Origin of the sequence: Kitasatospora sp. NPDC088160 (genome assembly GCF_044741445.1) — a bacterium.
In the GTDB taxonomy this organism is placed as follows: domain Bacteria; phylum Actinomycetota; class Actinomycetes; order Streptomycetales; family Streptomycetaceae; genus Kitasatospora.
Map to the genome: position 1 here is coordinate 274719 of NZ_JBIUSS010000008.1, position 19240 is coordinate 293958.

At 74.4% G+C, this 19240-nt stretch carries 20 protein-coding genes; 5 read left to right on the plus strand and 15 right to left on the minus strand.

Annotated features, from left to right (window positions below; all coding sequences use genetic code 11):
- Positions 1-63 precede the first annotated feature (63 nt).
- A complete protein-coding gene (locus ACIOGZ_RS14985; RefSeq protein WP_363617892.1) occupies positions 64-1086 on the plus strand; it encodes a phosphatase PAP2 family protein in 1023 nt (340 codons plus the stop codon).
- Entirely contained in the window at positions 1083-1625 is a 543-nt protein-coding gene (gene mug, locus ACIOGZ_RS14990; protein ID WP_400986104.1) for a G/U mismatch-specific DNA glycosylase, read from the plus strand. The genes ACIOGZ_RS14985 and mug overlap by 4 nt, the downstream gene beginning before the upstream one ends.
- Positions 1626-1667: 42 nt before the next feature.
- On the opposite strand, the gene ACIOGZ_RS14995 is transcribed toward mug, so the two are convergent.
- Positions 1668-2567, minus strand: coding sequence for a sigma-70 family RNA polymerase sigma factor (locus ACIOGZ_RS14995; RefSeq protein WP_400844399.1), 900 nt, complete (start codon positions 2565-2567; stop codon positions 1668-1670).
- 73 nt (positions 2568-2640) lie between these two features.
- On the opposite strand from ACIOGZ_RS14995, the gene ACIOGZ_RS15000 reads away from it, so the two are divergent.
- On the plus strand, positions 2641-3327 hold the full coding sequence (locus ACIOGZ_RS15000) for an NAD(P)H-dependent oxidoreductase (RefSeq protein ID WP_363579974.1): 687 nt from the start codon (positions 2641-2643) through the stop codon (positions 3325-3327).
- A 19-nt stretch (positions 3328-3346) separates the two neighbouring features.
- Here the strand turns inward: ACIOGZ_RS15000 and ACIOGZ_RS15005 are convergent, their stop codons facing one another.
- Positions 3347-4303: a M48 family metalloprotease gene (locus ACIOGZ_RS15005; protein ID WP_350876994.1), complete on the minus strand. Its 957-nt coding sequence runs from the start codon at positions 4301-4303 to the stop codon at positions 3347-3349.
- Positions 4304-4306: 3 nt separating this feature from the next.
- On the minus strand, positions 4307-4732 hold the full coding sequence (locus ACIOGZ_RS15010; protein ID WP_363579972.1) for a BlaI/MecI/CopY family transcriptional regulator: 426 nt from the start codon (positions 4730-4732) through the stop codon (positions 4307-4309).
- A gap of 306 nt (positions 4733-5038) precedes the next feature.
- Here ACIOGZ_RS15010 and ACIOGZ_RS15015 point away from each other — a divergent pair, with 306 nt between their 5' ends.
- Complete coding sequence (locus tag ACIOGZ_RS15015; RefSeq protein ID WP_363579971.1) at positions 5039-5578, plus strand: hypothetical protein; 540 nt, start codon at positions 5039-5041, stop codon at positions 5576-5578.
- Between the two features lie 47 nt (positions 5579-5625).
- On the opposite strand, the gene ACIOGZ_RS15020 is transcribed toward ACIOGZ_RS15015, so the two are convergent.
- On the minus strand, positions 5626-6531 hold the full coding sequence (locus tag ACIOGZ_RS15020; protein WP_400809025.1) for a DMT family transporter: 906 nt from the start codon (positions 6529-6531) through the stop codon (positions 5626-5628).
- Between ACIOGZ_RS15020 and ACIOGZ_RS15025 the strand changes: the two genes are divergently transcribed.
- Entirely contained in the window at positions 6530-7984 is a 1455-nt protein-coding gene (locus ACIOGZ_RS15025) for a PLP-dependent aminotransferase family protein (RefSeq protein WP_363579969.1), read from the plus strand. The genes ACIOGZ_RS15020 and ACIOGZ_RS15025 overlap by 2 nt on opposite strands.
- Positions 7985-8011: 27 nt before the next feature.
- Here the strand turns inward: ACIOGZ_RS15025 and htpX are convergent, their stop codons facing one another.
- The 11 genes from htpX to ACIOGZ_RS15080 form a co-directional block, all read right to left on the minus strand.
- Complete coding sequence (gene htpX, locus ACIOGZ_RS15030; RefSeq protein WP_350876984.1) at positions 8012-8875, minus strand: zinc metalloprotease HtpX; 864 nt, start codon at positions 8873-8875, stop codon at positions 8012-8014.
- Positions 8876-9035: 160 nt separating this feature from the next.
- Entirely contained in the window at positions 9036-10607 is a 1572-nt protein-coding gene (locus ACIOGZ_RS15035) for an NADH-quinone oxidoreductase subunit N (protein WP_363617875.1), read from the minus strand.
- 56 nt (positions 10608-10663) lie between these two features.
- Positions 10664-12244, minus strand: a complete 1581-nt coding sequence (locus ACIOGZ_RS15040) for an NADH-quinone oxidoreductase subunit M (RefSeq protein ID WP_363579967.1) — start codon at positions 12242-12244, stop codon at positions 10664-10666.
- A 62-nt stretch (positions 12245-12306) separates the two neighbouring features.
- Positions 12307-14373, minus strand: a complete 2067-nt coding sequence (locus ACIOGZ_RS15045) for an NADH-quinone oxidoreductase subunit L (RefSeq protein ID WP_400986106.1) — start codon at positions 14371-14373, stop codon at positions 12307-12309.
- On the minus strand, positions 14370-14741 hold the full coding sequence (gene nuoK / locus ACIOGZ_RS15050; protein ID WP_400986108.1) for an NADH-quinone oxidoreductase subunit NuoK: 372 nt from the start codon (positions 14739-14741) through the stop codon (positions 14370-14372). The genes ACIOGZ_RS15045 and nuoK overlap by 4 nt, the downstream gene beginning before the upstream one ends.
- Positions 14741-15448, minus strand: coding sequence for an NADH-quinone oxidoreductase subunit J (locus tag ACIOGZ_RS15055; RefSeq protein ID WP_400986110.1), 708 nt, complete (start codon positions 15446-15448; stop codon positions 14741-14743). Before ACIOGZ_RS15055 ends, nuoK begins: the two co-directional genes overlap by 1 nt.
- Positions 15445-16011: an NADH-quinone oxidoreductase subunit I gene (locus tag ACIOGZ_RS15060; protein WP_363579964.1), complete on the minus strand. Its 567-nt coding sequence runs from the start codon at positions 16009-16011 to the stop codon at positions 15445-15447. The genes ACIOGZ_RS15055 and ACIOGZ_RS15060 overlap by 4 nt, the downstream gene beginning before the upstream one ends.
- A complete protein-coding gene (gene nuoH, locus ACIOGZ_RS15065) occupies positions 16008-16967 on the minus strand; it encodes an NADH-quinone oxidoreductase subunit NuoH (protein WP_371518357.1) in 960 nt (319 codons plus the stop codon). Before nuoH ends, ACIOGZ_RS15060 begins: the two co-directional genes overlap by 4 nt.
- Positions 16964-18169 carry an NADH-quinone oxidoreductase subunit C gene (locus tag ACIOGZ_RS15070; RefSeq protein WP_400844386.1) on the minus strand — a complete coding sequence of 402 codons (1206 nt, stop codon included), beginning with the start codon at positions 18167-18169 and terminating at the stop codon, positions 16964-16966. The genes nuoH and ACIOGZ_RS15070 overlap by 4 nt, the downstream gene beginning before the upstream one ends.
- On the minus strand, positions 18166-18801 hold the full coding sequence (locus tag ACIOGZ_RS15075; RefSeq protein WP_363579962.1) for an NADH-quinone oxidoreductase subunit B family protein: 636 nt from the start codon (positions 18799-18801) through the stop codon (positions 18166-18168). The genes ACIOGZ_RS15070 and ACIOGZ_RS15075 overlap by 4 nt, the downstream gene beginning before the upstream one ends.
- Positions 18792-19133 carry an NADH-quinone oxidoreductase subunit A gene (locus tag ACIOGZ_RS15080; RefSeq protein ID WP_371522778.1) on the minus strand — a complete coding sequence of 114 codons (342 nt, stop codon included), beginning with the start codon at positions 19131-19133 and terminating at the stop codon, positions 18792-18794. Before ACIOGZ_RS15080 ends, ACIOGZ_RS15075 begins: the two co-directional genes overlap by 10 nt.
- Positions 19134-19240: the final 107 nt, after the last annotated feature.

The window sequence follows — 19240 nt, forward strand, 5'->3', positions numbered from 1 at the left end:
TCTTACGAGGCGGTCATGGTTCACCCAGAGTCCTCCAAGTTTGCGTTGGTAGTTTCGGTGAGCATGACGAAGCTGCTCAGCCCGGCCCCGCCCACCCCGGCGCGGGCCGGGCGACTGCGACCCGTGACCGCCCGCCCCCGCCGTACCGGTCTGTCGAGACTCCGGCTGCTGGCCTGGCCGGTCTACCTGACCGCGCTCGTCTGGTACCTGCGCACCCAGGGCATGGCCTTCGCCAACGACGTGGTGTTCCTGTGGCTGATCGGCGCCCTGCTGACGGCGGCCGTGCACAGCGGGCACGGCCGACGCGGCTTCCTGCTGGTACTGCGCGACTGGGTGCCGGTGATGGCCGCGGTCTGGACGTACTCGCTGCTGCGCGGCTACGGCGCGCACACCCCGTGGGCCCCGCACTGGCTGCCGCAACTGCGCGCCGACGAGGTGCTCGGCTTCGGCGAGACCTGGACCGTCCGGCTCCAGCACGCGCTGTGGACGCCCGGCTCGCCGCACTGGTACGACTACGCGGCGACCGTCGTCTACCTCTCGCACTTCTTCCTGGTCTTCGTCCTGCTCGCGGTGCTCTGGCGGCGCCGGCACGAGCGGTTCCGGCAACTGCTCGCCTGCTACCTGCTGCTCACCTTCGCCGGCTTCGCCACGTACCTGCTCTACCCGGCCGACCCGCCGTGGCTGGTCGCCCAGGAGGGCCACCTGCCGGGGCTCACCCGGGTCGTATGGGACGTGATCTCCACGAGCGGGCTGCCGCAGGCCAACTCGCTGGTCGAGAACGGCAGCCAGTTCGCCAACGACGTCGCCGCGATGCCCTCGCTGCACTCCGCCTACCCGGCGATGCTGCTGTTCTTCTTCTGGCCGACGGCCCGCCCCTGGCTGCGGGCGCTGCTGGTCGCCTATCCGCTCGCGATGGCGTTCACCCTGGTGTACGGCGCCGAGCACTTCATCGTGGACATCTTCGCGGGCTGGGCGTACGCGGCACTGGTGGTGTTCGGCCTCCGCTGGCTGCGGAACCGGCGTACCCGGCTCATCAGGGAACGGGCAGACTTGGCCGGGTGCCGAACCAGCCCCTCCCTCCCGTGAAGCCCACCGCCGAACAGCTCCAGGCGGCCAAGAACACCACCATCCCGGACGTCACCGGGCCCGGACTGCGGGTGCTGTTCTGCGGCATCAACCCGGGCCTGTGGTCCGGCGCCACCGGGCACCACTTCGCCCGGCCCGGCAACCGCTTCTGGCCCGCCCTGCACCGCTCCGGCTTCACCACGCGCCAGTTCCGCCCGGACGAGCAGGGCGAACTGCCCGCGCTCGGCCTGGGCATCACCAACGTCGCCCCGCGCACCACCGCCAAGGCCGACGAACTGACCGCCGAGGAACTGCGCGAGGGCGGCGCCGCGCTCACCGAACGCGTGCTGCGGCTGCGCCCGCGCGTCCTGGCCGTGCTCGGCATCGGCGCCTACCGGACGGCCTTCGGGCAGCGGCGGGCCGCGATCGGCCGCCAGCCGGAGGGCATCGGCGACACCGAGGTGTGGGTGCTGCCCAACCCGAGCGGGCTCAACGCGCACTACACGCTGGACGGGCTGGCCGCCGAGTTCCGCCGGCTCCGGGACGCGCTGGACGGCTGACGGCTGAGGCTGGGGGCCGCCGGATCCGGTGGCGCGACCCGGTCACTCCGGCAGCACGGCCAGCTCCAGGGCGGCCAGCCGCTCCGGGTCGGCGACCACCTCGTAGCCGGCCACCAGGCCGTCCGCCACCGCCACCCGCAGCACCAGCCGCAACCGCCCGCCCGGGGCGATCACGATCCCCGGCACCCCGTCCACCAGTGCCACCGCGCCGAACCGGGCCCGCCGGCCGAACACCGTCGTCTCCCGGGCCACCGTCTCCGCGCCCCGGGCCACCGGGGAACGCCCGGCCGGCAGCGCGGCCGGATCGGCCCGGCGCACCACGTCCGGCGCCAGCACCGCCAGCAGCGCGGCCAGGTCCCCGCCCCGGGCGGCGGACAGGAACGCCTCCACCACCCGCCGGTGCCCGGCCAGCCGCTCCGGCGGCAGCACGGCCGCCCCGCGCACCCGCTGCCGGGCCCGGCTGGCCAGCTTCTTGGCGGCCACCGGGGTCCGGCCGACGATCGGCGCGATCTGCTCGAACGGCACCGCGAAACCGTCGTGCAGCACGAAGGCGACCCGCTCGGCCGGCCCCAGCCGGTCCAGCACCACCAGCAGCGCCCGGCCCACCGAGTCGACCAGCAGCGCCTCCCGCTCCGGGTCCGCGCCCTCGGCCCCCGCCCCGGCCGCCGGGTCCGGCAGACCGGCCGGCAACGCGTCACCGGTCGGCTCCTCGCGGCGCACCGCGCGGGCCCGCAGCACGTCCAGGCAGATCCGCGACACCACCGTGGTCAGCCAGCCCGGCAGGTTGTCCACCTCGTCCGGGCCGGCCCGGTCCAGCCGCAGCCACGCCTCCTGGACGGCCTCCTCCGCCTCGCCCGTCGACCCGAGCATCCGCTGGGCGACCGCCCGCAGCCTCCCCCGCTCGGCCTCGAACCGCGCCGCCAGCACCTCGTCCCGGTCCATCGGTCACCTTTCCTCGGCCCCGCCCGTCACACCGATGACGATCCACCCACCACCGAAGTGACGGGAGAACGCTGTGACCACCACCACCCTGCTGCACCTGGACTCCAGCATCAGCCTCGGCGACTCGGTCAGCCGCGCGCTGACCGCCCGGTTCGCCGCCGCCTGGCGCGCCCGGCACGGCTCCGCCGGCCGGTACGTCTACCGGGACCTCGCCGCCGAGCCGGTCGCCACGATCGGCGCCGGGTACGCCATGCTCGGCCGCCGCGTCGAACGCAAGGGGACCATCCCGGCCTCCGACATCGCCGCCCTCGCCGAAGGCCCGGACGAGGAACACGAGTGGTCCCTCACCCACCCGCTGGTCGACCGGCTGCTCGCCGCCGACACCGTGCTGCTCGGCGTGCCGATGTACAACCTCACCGTCCCGGCCGTGTTCAAGGCCTGGATCGACCGGATCAGCTTCCCCGGCGTCTACACCGACCCGGCCACCGGCGAGAGCCTGCTGCGCCGCACCCGGGTCGTCGTCGCGGCCGCCCGCGGCGGCGGCTACGGCCCCGGCACCCCGCGTGAGGCCTTCGACTTCCAGACCCCGTACCTGCGGGCCTACTTCGCCAGGCTCGGCGTCCCGGCCGAGCACCTGCACATCGTCCCGGCCGAACTCACCCGCGCCGACGACATCCCCGCCCTGGCCGGGCTGCAGCCGATCGCCGCGAAGTCCCTGGCCGACGCCGAGGCCGCCCTGGACGCGCTCGCCACTGCCTGATCTGCCTGATCCACCCGGTCTACAGCGGGGTGACGGCCTTCAGCACCACCAGCAGGGCCACGGCGGCGTTGAGCGCGCACAGCGCCGACGCCGCCGTACCGGCCGCGGCGACCATCGCGGCCAGGCCCGCCCGGGTCTTCGCCGGGGGCCAGTTGCGGGACGTCGGCACCGGGCCGAGCAGTGCGGCGACCCGGCGCGGCACCGGGCCGGGCGCGGGCGCCGGGGCGGCGAAGGCCGCGAAGCCGGGCGCCGGCGCCGCGTGCGACACCAGGGCCGCCCGGGCCACCGCCCGCGCGGTGATCCGGCGGTCCCCCACCTCCTGCGCCGACTCCTCGTCCGCCCAGCGCTCCGCGCTGAACGCCACCGCGTACTGCAGCGGCCGCAGGAACGGGTTGACGCAGGCGGCCAGTTGGGTGGTCAGCAGGTACCGGTGGTGGCGGTGGCGCAGGTGTGCCCGCTCGTGCGCGAGCAGCGCCTCCCGCTCGTCCTCGGGCAGCCCGGCCAGCATCCCGGTGGAGACCACCACCCGCCCCGGCGAACCGGGCAGCGCGTACGCGTACGGGCTGCGGTCCGGCAGCACCGCGAGGTCGCCGGCCGACTCCGGCCCCGCCGGCAACCCGGTCAGCGCCCGCCGGGCCCGGGAGCGCACCCGCAGATGCCGGCCGACCGTCCGGGCACAGGCCGCGGCCACCAGGACCAGCAGCCACATCGCGGCCGTCCCGAACGTCTCGTGGTACGGCAGCGCGGCCCGCACCTCCGGGTCGGACCAGCTGTCCGGCAGCGGGTTGCCGGGGATCTGCGCGGTGCCCACCACGCCGATCAGGCCGAGGCAGAGCACACTGCACACCGCCATCACCGCGCTGATCACGGTCATCAGCCGGGCCGCACCGCGCGGGTGCAGGTGCTGCTCGGTGAGACGCGCGATCGGCACCGCGGTCAGCGGCAGGATGAGCGGGAGGAAGACGAAGAAGCCCACGGGTCAGCTCTCACGGTCGGCCGCTGCCGGATCGACGGACGCGGCGTCCAGCAGCGCCCGCAGCAGGTCCTCGTCGTGCGGGAGCAGCGCGCTCACGAAGCTGGCCAGGACGGCGTCCCGGTCCGCTTCTCCGTCGAGCATCCGGCGCATCCGCAGGGCCGCCAGCCCGGCCGCGTCGGAGGAGGCCTGCCACAGGTAGGAGCGGCCCGAACGGGACCGCGAGACGGCGCTCTTGGCGTGCAGCCGGGACAGGATGGTCATCACGGTGGTGTACGCCAGGTCGCCCTCCAGGCGTTCCTGGACCCACCCCGCGGTGGCCGGGCCGGGCGCCCGTTGGAGCACCGCGAGTACCTGTGCCTCCAACTCGCCCTGGCCGCGCCTTCGGACGGGCGCTTCCGCGGCCGCCGAGGCGTGCCTCTCGTCTGCCATGACGGCCCACTCCCTCCGGATGCCGCGCCCCGGAGCCGGCGGGGCACCCGCTCATCCTAACGAGCGCGGGCCCGGCGCGAACCGGTTCGCGCCGGGCTTCCCGCCCCCACCGCCCTCGACCCCCGCTCCCGGACCCCGGCCCCGGACCCCCGTCACGCTCGCCGGGCCGGGGCTCCGGGCGTACCGCGGGGCCCGCACGACGCGTCGCCCGAACGGCCCCGGCCCGGTTGCCCGGCGCCCCGGCCCGACGGACGGTCGAAGTCCGTACGGTCCGCCCGTAGGCCTGTTCGGCCCCTGGAGGAGTCCATGAGCAGCCCGTCGCCCGACCCCGAGCAGCCGGAGCAGCCCCCGCGCACCGGCCCCGAGCAGCCCGGGCAGACCCGGCGCACCGACCCTGAGCAGCCCGGGCAGACCTGGCGCACCGGCCCCGGCACGCCGCAGCCGACGCCGGGCAACCAGTTCAGCGACTGGGCGCCCGGCCTGGTGATGTTCGCCGGTGTGCTGATGCTGATCAACGGCATCATGGAGGCCTTCCGGGGCATCATGGCGGTCTCCAACGACGACCTCTTCGTCCACACCCCCCGCTACGTCTTCCGGTTCGACCTCACCGGCTGGGGCTGGGTCCACATCATCGTCGGCGTGCTGGTCGCGGTGACCGGCGCGTTCCTGCTCAAGGGCGCCGCCTGGGCCCGCTACGCCGGTATCCTCCTCACCTCGCTGAGTGCCCTCGACAGCTTCCTGGTCCTGCCGTACTTCCCGCTCTGGTCGCTCGTGGTGATCGCACTGGACGTCTTCATCATCTGCGCGCTCTGCGTCTACCGCCCCCAGGAGGGCACCCCGCTCTGACGACCCGGTGGCCCGCGCGCCCGTACCGTCTCAGCTCCGGGCCCGCCTCAGGTCCGGGCCCGCTGGGTGACCGCGATGCAGACCAGCACCACCACCGCCGTGACCGGTGCGGCCGCGGGCAGGTCCTCGCCCAGCAGCAGCACCGACCAGACCAGGGTCAACAGCGGCTGTGCGAGTTGCAGTTGGCTGGCCCTCGGCACCCCGATCTCCGCCATCCCCCGGTACCAGAGCACGAACCCGCCGAACTGCGACACCGCCGCCGTGTACGCCAGCCCGGTCAGCGCCTTCGCCCCGAGGTGGACCGGCTCGGCGGGCAGCGCGAGGGCGGTGGTCAGCAGCGTCACCGGCAGCGCGGCCACCACCGCCCAGGCGATCACCTGGGCGCCCGGCAGGTCCCGGGAGAGCCGCCCGCCCTCCGCGTACCCGGCCGCGCAGATCGCTACCCCGACGAACAGGAGCAGGTCCGCGACGGTCGGCCGACCGTCGCTCTGCAGCAGGGTGAAGCCGAGGACGGCCGCCGCCCCCGCCACCGCCGCCGCCCAGAACGCCCGGGACGGCCGACGGCCGGTGCGCAGCGCCGCGACCACCGCGGTGGCCAGCGGCAGGACACCGATGACGACAGCCGAGTGGGCGGTCGAGGAGGTCCGCAGGGCGAGCGTGGTCAGCAGCGGGAAGCCCAGCACACAGCCTCCCGACACCACCAGCAGGCCGGGCCAGTGCCGCCGCTTCGGCAGCGGGGCGCCGACGGCCGCCAGGTAGAGCGCGGCCAGCACCCCCGCCAGCGCTCCGCGCAGCCCGGTCGCGGTCCACGGCCCGAAGCCGGTCAGGGCCCACGCGGTGGCGGGGAAGCTGAGGGAGAAGGAGGCCACCCCGAGGGCGGCCAGGGCGGTGCCGGAGGCGGGGCTTCGCGGTGCTACCGCCGACGGGCGGGTAGCGCTATCTTGTGCCGTCATGAACGAGCGTAGCAGTGTGACCGAACTCGCCGACAGGCTGCGACGGGAGGTCGAGCGCTACCCGGAGGGGCGAAAGCTGCCGTCCAGCCGGGTGCTGGTGGAGCGCCACCAGGTCAGCCCGGTGACGGTCTCCCGGGCCATCGCGGTCCTCGCGGCCGAGGGCCTGGTGGTCTCCCGGCCGGGCGCCGGGGTGTTCCGGGCGGCGGCCTTCGCCGGGCGCCCGGCCGGCACCGCCGCGCCCGCCGCCCGTCCCGGCGACCTCTCCTGGCAGGAGGTCGCGCTCAGCGCCGACTCCGACCCCCGTGACCTGCTGGCCGCCCCGGTGTTCGCCACCCTCCGCGTGCCCCCGCCCGACGTCATCGACCTCAACAGCGGCTACCCGCACGCCTCGCTGCTGCCCGAACGCCTGCTGGCCACCGCCCTCGCCCGGGCCGGACGGCGCCCGGGCGCCTGGAACCGGCCGCCCACCGACGGCCTCACCGAGTTGCGCGGCTGGTTCGCCCGCGACATCGGCGGCACCGGCGGGCCGATCGGCGCCGGGGACGTCCTGATCACCTCCGGCGGCCAGGGCGGGCTCACCGTGGCCATGCGCTCGCTCGCCGCGCCCGGCGCGCCCGTCCTGGTGGAGTCGCCGACCTACTCGGGCATCCTGGCGGTCGTCCGCGCGGCCGGGCTGCGGCCCGTCCCCGTCCCGGTCGACGCCGACGGCGTGCGCACCGACCTGCTGGCCGACGCCTTCGAGGCCACCCGGGCGCGGGTCTTCGTCTGCCAGCCGCTGTTCCAGAACCCGACCGGCGCGGTGCTCTCCCCCACCCGGCGCTCCGAGGTGCTGCGGATCGCCCGGGCGGCCGGCGCGTTCGTCGTCGAGGACGACTTCGCCCGCCTGCTCGTCCACGCGGACGCCCCCGCGCTGCCGCGCCCGCTCGCCGCCGACGACCAGGACGGGGTCGTGGTGCACCTGCGGTCGCTGACCAAGGCCGCCTCGCCCAATCTTCGGGTCGGCGCGCTCACCGCGCGCGGCCCGGCCCTGGCCCGGCTGCGGGCCACCCAGGTGGTGGACAGCTTCTTCGTGCCCCGGCCGCTCCAGGAGGCGACGCTGGAACTGGTCGCCGACCCCGGCTGGGCCCGGCACCTGCGCGCCCTCGGGGCGGAACTGCGGACCCGCCGCACCGCCACCGTCGCCGCCCTGCAGCGCGAACTGCCCGGTCTGCTCGGCACCTACCGGCCCGGCGGCTACCACCTGTGGCTGCGGCTCCCGGACGGCGTCGACGACGGCGCCCTCACCGCCGCCGCCCTGCGCGCCGGCGTCCAGGTCACCCCCGGCCGCCCGTACCACGCGGCCGAACCCCCGGCCCCGCACCTGCGCCTCAGCTACGCGGCCGCCGAGAGCTCCGCGCACACCGCCGAGGGGATCCACCGCCTCCGCCGGGCCTACGAGGACCTGCCGGCCTGACCTCCGGCCCCGCGCGGAGCGCGGGCCTCAGCGCCCGTAGCCCGCCATCCGCTCCAACCGGGCGATGCGCTCCGCCATCGGCGGGTGGGTGGAGAAGAGCCGGGCGCCGGCCTCGCCGGGGCGGAAGGGGCTGGCGATCATCATGTGGCTGGCGGTCTGGATCTGCGGCTCCGGCGGGAGGGGCAGCCGGCGGGTGCCGGCGTCGAGCTTGCGCAGGGCGCCGGCCAGGGCGAGCGGGTCGCCGGTGATCCGGGCGCCGTCGGCATCGGCCTGGTACTCGCGGGAGCGGCTGACGGCCAGCTGGATGAGCCCGGCCGCCAGCGGGCCGAGGATCATGATGGCGAGCATGCCGAAGAGGCCGGGCCCGTCGTCGTCGTCGCTGCGACCGAAGGGGATCAGCCAGGCGAAGTTCACCAGGAACATCACCACCGAGGCGAGCGCCCCGGCGACCGAGGAGATCAGGATGTCCCGGTTGTAGACGTGGCTCAGCTCGTGCCCGAGCACACCCCGCAGCTCGCGTTCGTCCAGCAGCTGCAGGATGCCGTCGGTGCAGCAGACGGCCGCGTTGCGCGGGTTGCGGCCGGTGGCGAAGGCGTTCGGCGCGGGGGTCGGGGAGATGTAGAGGCGCGGCATCGGCTGGCGGGCCGCGGTGGAGAGCTCGCGGACGATCCGGTAGAGCCGTGGCGCCTCGATCTCGCTGACCGGCCGGGCCCGCATGGCCCGCAGCGCGAGCTTGTCGCTGTTCCAGTAGGCGTAGGCGTTGGTGCCGAGGGCGACCAGCAGGGCGATCACCAAGCCGGTTCGGCCGAAGAATCCGCCGATCACCAAGATGAGCGCCGAGAGGCCGCCGAGCAGGACGGCGGTCCTCAGTCCGTTGTGCCGGCGGTGCACGTCAGGCCCTCCAATGGTGCGGTGGGGAAGCCCTTTCTGCCTCGTCCCTCTTGCCCGGTCAACGGGTGGGGGCCTGGGCCTTGTTCCCTTGTGACCGGCGTGACACCACCGCGGCACCCCGCCGGGCCGGACCGCGGCGGCCGGCCGGGCGGGCGCGCGCTCAGAACAGGCTTCCGCCGGCGACCTGGAGGACCAGCTGCGGGGCGAAGGAGAGGACCACGGCCACCGAGGCGGTGAGCCCCAGCGTGGCGGTCAGGGTGGCCGGCAGCCGGCCTTCGGCCCCGGCCCCGCCGACCGGAGCGGCGCCCGGTTCGGCACCTTCCTCGGCACCCGGCGCCGGGGCGAACAGCCGGGTCGTCCAGAGCAGGTAGTAGTACAGCGCGACGACCACGTTGACGGCCATCACGACGGCCAGCCAGCCCAGCCCGGCGTCGACGGCCGCGCGGAACACCACGACCTTGCCGAACAGGCCGATCACGCCCGGGGGCAGCCCGGCCAGGCAGAGCAGGAAGAAGGCGAGCGCGAGGGCCGTCCAGCGGCGCCGGGCGAACAGGCCGCGGAAGTCGTCCACGCTGGTCCCGGCCCGGCGGCCGACCGCCGCGACCACGCCGAACGCGCCGAGGTTCACCACGCCGTAGATCAGCGCGTACGCGGCGGTGGCGCCGAGCGGATCGACCCCGGTGGGCGCGTAGCCGGCGGCGGCGAGCGGCACCAGCAGGTAGCCGGCCTGGCCGACGGACGACCAGGCGAGCAGCCGCACCGCGCTGTAGCGGGTGTCGAAGCGCTGGCGCAGCGCGCCGACGTTGCCCACCGTCATGGTGACGGCGGCCAGCACGGCGAGCGCCAGGCCCCAGGTGTGCGCGTACGGGCGGAAGGCGATGGTGGTGGCGAGCGCGAGGCCGGACAGGCCGGCCGCCTTGCCGACCACCGAGAGGTAACCGGCCACCGGCAGCGGGGCGCCGGTGTAGGTGTCGGGCACCCAGAAGTGGAACGGGACGGCGGCGACCTTGAAGGCGAAGCCGACCAGAGTCAGCACGGCGCCCGCCTCGGCCAGCGGCTTGAGCTGCCCGGGGGCGTGTTCCAGGCCCTGGGCGACGGCGCCGAGGTGCAGGCTGCCGCTGGCCGCGTAGACGAAGCCGACGCCGAGCAGCATCACGGCCGTGGCGGTGACGGAGGAGACGAAGAACTTGAGCGCGGCCTCGGCGCCCCGGCCGTCCCGGCGCAGCGCGACCAGGGCGAAGGCGGGCAGCGAGGCGACCTCCAGCGCGATCACCATGGTGGCGAGGTCGCGGGAGGCGGGCAGCAGCGCGGCACCGGTGGCGCTGGAGAGCAGCAGGAACCAGTACTCGCCGCCGGGCAGCTTCTCCTCCTCGACGGTGTGCGCGGAGAGCAGCGCGGCGATCAGCGCACCGCCGAGGGCGAGCAGCTGGAACACCAGGGCGAAGTGGTCGGCGACGTACGAGCAGCCCGCGTTGTCAGACCCCCCTGCTACGTTCTGCACACAGAAGGTCGCCCGGGGTGATCCCCCGGTGAGGGGGAGGAGTGCGATGAGGGCGAGGGCGAGTCCGGCCGCGGCGAGGCGGCCGAGCCACTTCCGGTGCCGCTCGGGCAGGAACAGGTCGGTGAGCAGGACGGCGAGGGCGGCCACCGCGGCGATCAGCGGGGGCGCGATCGCCACCCAGTCCACGGACTGGATCAGGCTGCCCGGGTTGGCTACGGCGAGGGAGGTCACAGTGTGCTGCCCCGTGGAGTGAGGTCCGAGTGCGGCGATCTGGGCTCCGAGCACGGTCAGCCACCCCCGAGGAGGTGCTTGACGGCGGGGTCGGAGAGGCCGAGCAGGAGCGCGGGCCAGAGGCCGGCGAGCAGGGTGAGGGCGGCCAGCGGCGTCCAGCTGACGGCCTCGTACGGGCGCATGTCGGCGACCTGCTCCACCGGGGCGGGCTGCTTGGGGTCGCCCATGCAGACGCGCTTGACCACGATCAGCAGGTAGGCGGCCGTGAGGAGGGTACCGAGACCGGCCAGGACCATGTAGGTGACGAACGCGGGGCGCGACAGGCCGTCGGCCGGGTCGAACGCGCCGAACATGGCGAGCAGCTCGCCCCAGAAGCCGGCCAGGCCTGGCAGGCCGAGGCTGGCGACGGCGGCGAAGGCGAGCAGCGCGCCGATCCGCGGGGCGCGGCCGTACAGGGCGGCGCCGGTGGCGCCGGAGAGGGTGTCGAGGTCCGCCGTGCCGTAGCGGTCCTTGAGGGCGCCGACGAGGAAGAACAGCAGACCGGTGATCAGACCGTGGGCGATGTTGGCGAACAGCGCGCCGTTGACGCCCACCGGAGTGAGGGAGGCGATGCCCAGCAGCACGAAGCCCATGTGGCCGACGGAGGAGTACGCGATCAGGCGCTTGAGGTCGCCCTTGGCGCCGGGGCGGGCCAGCGCCAGACAGGCCAGTGATCCGTAGACGATGCCGACGGCGGCGAACGCGCCCAGGTAGGGGGCGAGCGTCGCGGTGCCGTCGGGCACGACCGGGAGGAGGACGCGGACCAGACCGTACGTGCCCATCTTCAGCAGCACGCCGGCGAGCAGCACCGAGCCGACCGTCGGAGCGGCGGTGTGCGCGTCCGGGAGCCAGCTGTGCAGCGGCCAGGCCGGGGCCTTGACCGCGAGCCCGACCATGATCGCCAGGGCGGCGATCACCTGGGTGGTGTGGCTCAGGCCGTTGCCGTGCGCGGCGGCCAGGGCCTGCATGTCGAAGGTCCCGGCCTTGCTGCCGATCAGCAGGAAGCCGAGCAGCATCACGGCCGAGCCGAGCAGCGTGTACAGGATGAACCGGTTGGCGGCCGGGGCCTTCGCGCCGCTCCCCCAGCGGGCGATCAGGAAGTACATCGGGATCAGCACGATCTCGAAGGCCAGGAAGAAGAGCAGGAGGTCCAGCACCGCGAAGGTGGCGAGCATGCCGACTTCGAGGAGGAGGAACAGCCCGACGAAGGCCTTCGCCGACGGACGGCGCCCATCAGCGGCCTCGCCCCGGGCGTCCCCGCCCGGCAGCCGCTTCTCCGAGTACAGCGCGCAGAGGAAGGTGAGCAGTGCGGTCAGCACGATCAGCGGCAGCGAGACGCCGTCCACGCCGAGGTGGAGGCGCACGTTGAGGGCCGGGATCCAGGACACGTCGGTGGTGGCCTGCATCCGGGCGGGTTCGTCGTGGTCGAATCCGGCCGCCAGGGCGACGGTGAGCAGCAGCACCGCGCCGGTGACGACGGTGTTCAGCCGCAGCGCCCGCCGGTCGGCGGCGGCCGGCTCCCGGCCGAACGCCGGCGCCAGGGTGAGCGCGGCGCCGAGCAGCGGCAGCACCAGGAGGGCGATGAGGACTGCGTTCATCGGGGGCTCCTACGGGCGGCGGTCGGAATCGGGGGAACCGGGGAGAGGGGGTACGGCATCCGCTACACCGCCACCAGGACGGCCAGCAGGACGACGCCGGCGAGCAGCGCGCTGAGGTAGGTCTGCGCGTTGCCGGTCTGCGCGAGCCGGACGGCCCGGCCGAGCAGGTTGGCGCCGACCCCGCTGCCTCGCACGTAGGTCTCGACGACCTCGCGGTCGAGGAAGCGGACCAGCCGGGCGGCGGAGGTCACCGGGCGGACGAACAGCGCGTGGTACAGCCGGTCGACGCCGAAGCCGTGCCGGGCCGGGCCGAACAGCGGGCCAAGCAGGGTGCGCCCGGGGTCGGCGACGATCACCTCGGCGGCCGGGGCTCCGGCCTGCTCGGGCACCCGGCCGGCGTCGGCCGGGGCCGGGCGGCCGGTGGCCAGCCGCGCGGTCGCCGAGCGCCAGGCGCCGTACGCCGCGAGCACGCCGACCACGGCGAGCCCGGTGCCGATGACGGCGGTGACGGCCGAGGGGCGCAGCGAGCCGCCGTCCAGCAGCGCGGGCAGCCAGTCCGAGCGCAGCCCGGCGACGCCGAAGCCCATGGTCGGGATGGCCAGCACCCAGAGCGGCCAGCGCATCGCGGGCGGCTCGGCGGTGGCCGGGTCGGCCTCGTCGAGCTCTGGCGAGTACGGCGCGTCCGCCTCGTGCCCGGCCGCAGGCGCCACGGCCTGCGACGCTGCGGCCTGCGACGCCCCGGCAGCCTGCGCCCCTTCAGCCTGCGGGCTGTGGAAGCTGACCAGGAAGAGCCGGGTCGCGTACGCGGCGGTGAGCAGCGCGGTGAGTCCGGCGGAGATCAGCACGATCCACCCGGCGGCCTCCGGCACGGCCGAGGCCGGGCCGAGCCCGTTGGTGAGCGCCTCGCCGTTGGCGGCGTGCTCGGCGGCGGTCAGCACCGCCTCCTTGCTGAAGAAGCCGGAGAACGGCGGCAGCCCGACCAGGGCGACGAGCGCGATGCCCATCGTCCAGTAGGCGTCCAGGACGCGCTTGCGCAGCCCGGGGATCCGGGACATCGCGGAGATCGAGTTGGTGTGCGCGGCGTGGATCACCACGCCGGCGGCCAGGAACAGCAGCGCCTTGAAGGCGCCGTGGCTGACCAGGTGGAAGACGGAGGCCTCGCGGTCGCCGGCGGCCAGCGCCCCGGCCATGTAGCCGAGCTGGCCGACGGTGGAGTAGGCGAGCACCCGTTTGAGGTCGTCCTGGGCGAGCGCGCAGAGTGCCGAGCCGATCATCGTCACGGCGGCCATCACGGCCAGCACGACCAGCGCCGCACCCGACAGCAGGAACACCGGCAGCAGCCGGGCGACCAGGTAGATGCCGGCCGCGACCATGGTGGCGGCGTGGATCAGCGCGGAGACCGGCGTCGGGCCGGCCATGGCGTCCGGGAGCCAGGTGTGCAGCGGGAACTGCGCGCTCTTGCCGGCCACCCCGGCGAGCAGCAGCAGGGCGATCAGCGTCGGGTGGCCGAGCCGCCCGTCGGTCGCGGCGGCCAGCACGTCGGGGATCCGGAAGCTGCCGGCGTCCGCGCCGAGCAGGAAGATCCCGAACAGGAACGGCACGTCGCCGAGCTTGGTGACCAGGAAGGCCTTGAGCGAGGCCGAGCGGGCGTCCTCGGTCTCCCAGTGGTGGCCGATCAGGAAGTACGAGCAGATGCCCATGACCTCCCAGCCGACCAGCAGCACGATCAGGTCGCCCGAGTAGACCACCAGGAACATCGCCGCGGTGAACAGCGAGACCAGCGCGGCGTACGACGGGTAGCGCGGGTCCTTCCTGAGGTACGCGGTCGAGTAGACCTGCACGCAGGTGGCGACCAGGCCGACCAGCACGGAGATCAGCGAGCTGAAGCCGTCCAGGTGGAGGGCGAGCGCGATGTCCGGGCCGCCGGTCGGGGTGAGCCGGGTGGCGGCGTCCAGCGCTTGGCCGGTGCCGAGCTGGAGGGCGACGACCAGGGCGAGCACGGCCGAGACGGCGACCGGCACGATGGCCAGCGGCCGGGCCAGGCCGGGCGCCTTCTTGCCGACGGCCAGGGTCGCGGCGGCCCCGAGTGCGGGCAGCGCGGGGACGAGGGCGGGCAGGGCGAGGTTCATACGGCGGCCTGGCCCTTCAGCGCCTCGGCTCCGGCCGGCGTCTCCTCGGCGAGCGGCTCCGCCGGATCGCCGAGCGCGGTGGCCCGGTCGATGTCCGCGGTGCCCCGGGCCCGGAACAGCAGCAGGACGATGGCGAGCCCCAGCCCGATCTCGGCGGCGGCGACGGTGATGGTGAACAGGGTGAGCGCCTGGCCGGCGTGCAGCGAGTCGCGCAGCCAGGTGTCGAAGGCGACCAGGTTGAGGTTGACGGCGTTGAGCATCAGCTCGACGGACATCAGGACCAGGACGGCGTTGCGCCGGGCGAGCACGCCGTACACGCCGACGCTGAACAGCAGCGCGGCGAGGACGACGGGGTAGGCGAGGTGCATCAGCTCTCCTCCGACGCGGACGGCGCAGCCTCTGCGGCCGCCGGGCTCTCCGGCGCAGGCCGGGGCACGGTGGCGGCGACGGTCCCGTTCGAGCCCACCGGCCGGCCGGCGCGCAGCCGGCCCGCCCGGGGCGGCGGCACCCGCCGCTTCGACCCGCGCGACAGCACGATCGCGCCGACCAGCGCCGCCAGCAGCAGCACGGAGAGGGCTTCGAAGGGCAGCACCCAGTGGCGGAACAGGCTCGCCCCGGTGACGGCGGCCGAGCCGCCCCCCGCGCCGAGGTCGATCCAGGAGGTCCGGAAGGCGTCGACGACCAGCGTCACCAGTGTCCCGGCCGAGGCGAGCGCCACGGCCAGGGCCACCCAGCGGTTCTTGGAGTCGGCGTCCGGCGAGCGCCCGATCGGTGCCTTGGTGAGCATCAGCCCGAACAGCACCAGGACGATCACCGAGCCGAGGTAGATCAGCACCTGCACCCAGGCGATGAACTCGGCGGTGAGCAGCAGGAACTCCACCGCCAGCCCGCCCAGCGCGACCACCAGCCAGAGCGCGGCGTGCACCAGCTGCTTGGTGCTGACGGCGACCACGGCCGAGCCGAGCACGGCGATGCCGACCAGCAGGAAGACGATCTCCACCCCGGTCGGGGACAGGAACGAACGGGCGGCCGGCTCCAGCGAGCCGGTCGCCGCGAGCAGGGTGGCGGCGTTCACTGGGCCTCCCCCTCATCCGAGGCCGCCGAGGCGGCTGCGGCGGCTGCGGCGGCCAGCTTGTCCGCAGCCTTGCGCGCGGTGGCGATCTCCTTGGGCTCCTCGGCCGCCGGGTCCAGCGCCGGCGGCGCCGGGACGGTCCACATCCACTCGCGGAGCTTGTCCCGCTCGTGGGTCAGCTCCAGGATGTCGGTCTCGGCGTACTCGAACTCGGGCGACCAGAACAGCGCGTCGAAGGGGCACACCTCGATGCAGATCCCGCAGTACATGCAGAGCGAGAAGTCGATGGCGAACCGGTCCAGCACGTTACGGGTGCGGGCCCGCGCGTTCGGCTCGGCGGCCGGCAGCGTCTCCTTGTGGGAGTCGATGTAGATGCACCAGTCCGGGCACTCGCGCGCGCAGAGCATGCACACCGTGCAGTTCTCCTCCAGCAGCGCGATGACGCCGCGCGAACGCGGCGGCAGCACCGGCTGCACATCGGGGTACTGCGCGGTGACGGTCTTCTTCGTCATCGTCCGCAGGGTCACGGCCAGGCCCTTGGCCAGGCCGGCACCGGGAAAACTCATGAGATCGCCACCTTGATGACGCCGGTCAGGGCCAGCTGGACGAGGGCGAGCGGGATCAGCACGGTCCACGCGAAGCGCATCAGCTGGTCCTCGCGCAGACGCGGGTAGGTGACCCGCAGCCAGATGACCACGAAGGCCAGCGCGAAGGTCTTCAGGATCATCCAGAGCCAGCCGAGCTGGTCCGCCAGCGGGCCGTGCCAGCCGCCCAGGAAGAGCACCGCGGTCAGCGCCGACACCACCAGGATGCCCACGTACTCGGACAGCAGGAACAGTGCGAAGCGCAGGCCCGTGTACTCGGTGTACGCGCCGAAGATGATCTCCGAGTCGGCGACCGGCATGTCGAACGGCGGGCGCTGGAGCTCGGCCAGACCGGCCGTGAAGAACACGAACGCGCCGATGAGCTGCCAGGGCAGCCAGTACCACTCCCAGGCGTCCACGATCCCGGGCAGCGAGAGCGTGCCGGCGGCCATCGCCACCGAGGCCGCCGCCAGCACCATCGGCAGCTCGTACGACATCAGCTGCGCGGCCGTGCGCAGGCCGCCGAGCAGCGAGAACTTGTTCGCCGAGGCCCAGCCGGCCATCAGCTTGCCGATCACGCCGACACCCATCACGGCCAGCACGAAGAACAGGCCGGCGTCGATCGCCTGGCCGACGAAGCCGTTCGGGCCGACCGGGATCGCCAGCAGCACGAAGAGGTACGGCAGCAGCGAGACGGCGGGCGCCAGCTGGAAGATCCGGCGATCCGCCCCGGCCGGGACGATGTCCTCCTTCTGCGCGAACTTCACGCCGTCCGCGACGAGCTGCGCCCAGCCGTGGAAGCCGCCCGCGTACATCGGGCCGAGCCGGCCCTGCATGTGCGCCATGACCTTGTGCTCGGTCTGGCCGATGACCAGCGGGAAGGTGAGGAAGACGACCAGGGTGGCGACGCAGCGCAGCACCGTGTCGAGCAGGTTCACGCGCCGTCTCCGTCCTGGCCGGCCGGTCCGGCCGACGTCTCGTCCTGCCCGCCCGCAGGCGCGGCGGGCTTCGTCGGCTCGGCGGGCGACTGCTCCTCGGCAGGCTCCTCCGCAGGCTTCGCGGGCTCGGCCGGGGCCTGCGCCTCGGCGGGCTTCGCGGGCTCGTCGTGCGCGGGCACCGGGTTGTGCCAGGGCGCGTCCGAGGACCGGGTCCGCGGCGACGCCGAGCCCTCGGCCTTCGGCTCGGCAGGCGCAGCGGCCTCGGCAGCCTCGGCGGGCGCCGGCTCCGCAGCCTGGCTGACCGATCCGTCGGACACCGACCTGACCCGGCGCGGCCGGTCCGCCCGCACCACGGGCGCCGCCTCGCCGGCAGCCGGAGCAGCGGCCGAAGCAGCGCTCGGAGCAGCAGCCGGAGCACCGGCACCAGCAGCCTCGGCCCCCGCCTGACTCGCCGACCCCTCCGCCACCGTCCTGGTCCGCCGCGGCCGGTCCGCCCGCACCGCCGCACCCTCGGCACCGGCAGCAGCACCGGCCCCAGCACCAGCAGCACCAGCACCAGCACCCGCAGCCCGGGGCGTCCGCCCGGCCGCGCCCGCCGCCCGCGCACCGCGCGCGGGCCGCTCGGCGACCGGCGGCAGGGTGCCCTTCAGCGGCCCCCACTCGTTCGGGTCCGGCACCCCGGCCGGCTGCATCTTGCGCCGGGCGGGCCCGTCGCCGTGGTCCGACTCGCCCGGCTCCTTGGCGCCCGGCCAGGCCTTGGCGACCCGGGCCGCGAGCACGAACTCCTTGCGCAGCGGGTACCCCTCGAAGCCGTCCGGCAGCAGCAGGGTGGCGAGGTAGGGGTGTCCGGGGAAGTCGATGCCGAACATCTCGTGGGTCTCGCGCTCGTGCCAGGCGGCGCCCGCGTAGACCGGGACGGCGGTGGGCAGCGCGGCCTTGTCCCGCGGCACCCGGGTGCGCAGCGCCAGGTGGCGCACGCCCGGGGCGTCGGCGGAGGCGAGGTGGGCGACCACGGAGAAGCCCTCGGCCAGTTCGTCGACGGCGCTCAGCCAGTCGAAGTAGCCCAGGCCAAGCGTGTCGCGGGCACTGGTGAGCGCCTCGATCCAGTGCTCGGCGGGGACGTCGACGGTGACCAGCCCGTAAGCCTCGGCGCCGGTCGCCCACTCCCCGACCGACGCCGCGTACTGCTCGGCGGAAGTCACGAGACCCCTCCCTCGGTCGAAGGCCCCGTCACCAGCGGGCGGCGCAGCGCCGCCGCGGGCGCGGTGTAGCGGTCGGGCAGCGACTCGGCGGCGATCTTCTCCTGGAGCTTGAGGATGCCCTGGAGCAGCGCCTCGGGCCGGGGCGGGCAGCCGGGCACGTAGACGTCGACCGGGATGATCTGGTCCACGCCCTTGGTCACCGAGTAGGAGTCCCAGTACGGGCCGCCGGAGTTGGAGCAGGCGCCGAAGGAGATGACGTACTTCGGCTCGGGCATCTGCTCGTAGAGGCGCTTGACGGCGGGCGCCATCTTGTCGGTCACCGTCCCCGAGACGATCATCAGGTCGGCCTGACGGGGTCCGGGCGCGAACGGAATGACACCCATCCGGATGAAGTCGTGTTTGGCCATGGACGCGGCGATGAACTCGATCGCGCAACAGGCCAGGCCGAAGTTGAAGCACCAGAGGCTGTAGCGGCGGCCCCAGTTGAGCACGACCTTGACCGGGTCGGGCGCGAGCCGGGCCAGCGGGCCGATGCCACGGCGCTCGACGGCGCCGGGGCGCGACGGGTCCGGGAGGCCGAGCGGGACCGGGCCGCCCTGGGCGCCGTGCGAGTGGGTGTGCGTCACGTCCATTCCAGAACGCCCTTCTTCCAGGCGTAGAGCAGGCCGACCGCGAGGAAGCCGATGAAGAGGAACATCTCGATCAGCGTTCCGGCGCCGTACCCGGCGGTGGCGAAGACCGTCGCCCACGGGAACAGGTAGATCGCGTCGACCGCGAAGATCACGTACAGGAAGGCGTACACGTAGTAGCGGATCTGGGTGTGCGCCCAGTCCTCGCCCACCGGGTCCACCCCGCACTCGTAGGCGAGGAGTTTCTCGGGCGAGTAGACCACCGGCCGCAGCAGTCGGTTGGCCGTGAACGCCACGGCGACGAAGAGCACCCCGACGACGGCCAGCAGGCCCATCGCGGCGTACGCGTCGAAGTAGCCGCCGCCGACCGCCGGGTCGGCCGCGACGGCAGCCGCATGCTGCCCCTCCATGCCTTCGCCCTCCACCTCGGCCGTGAACAGCC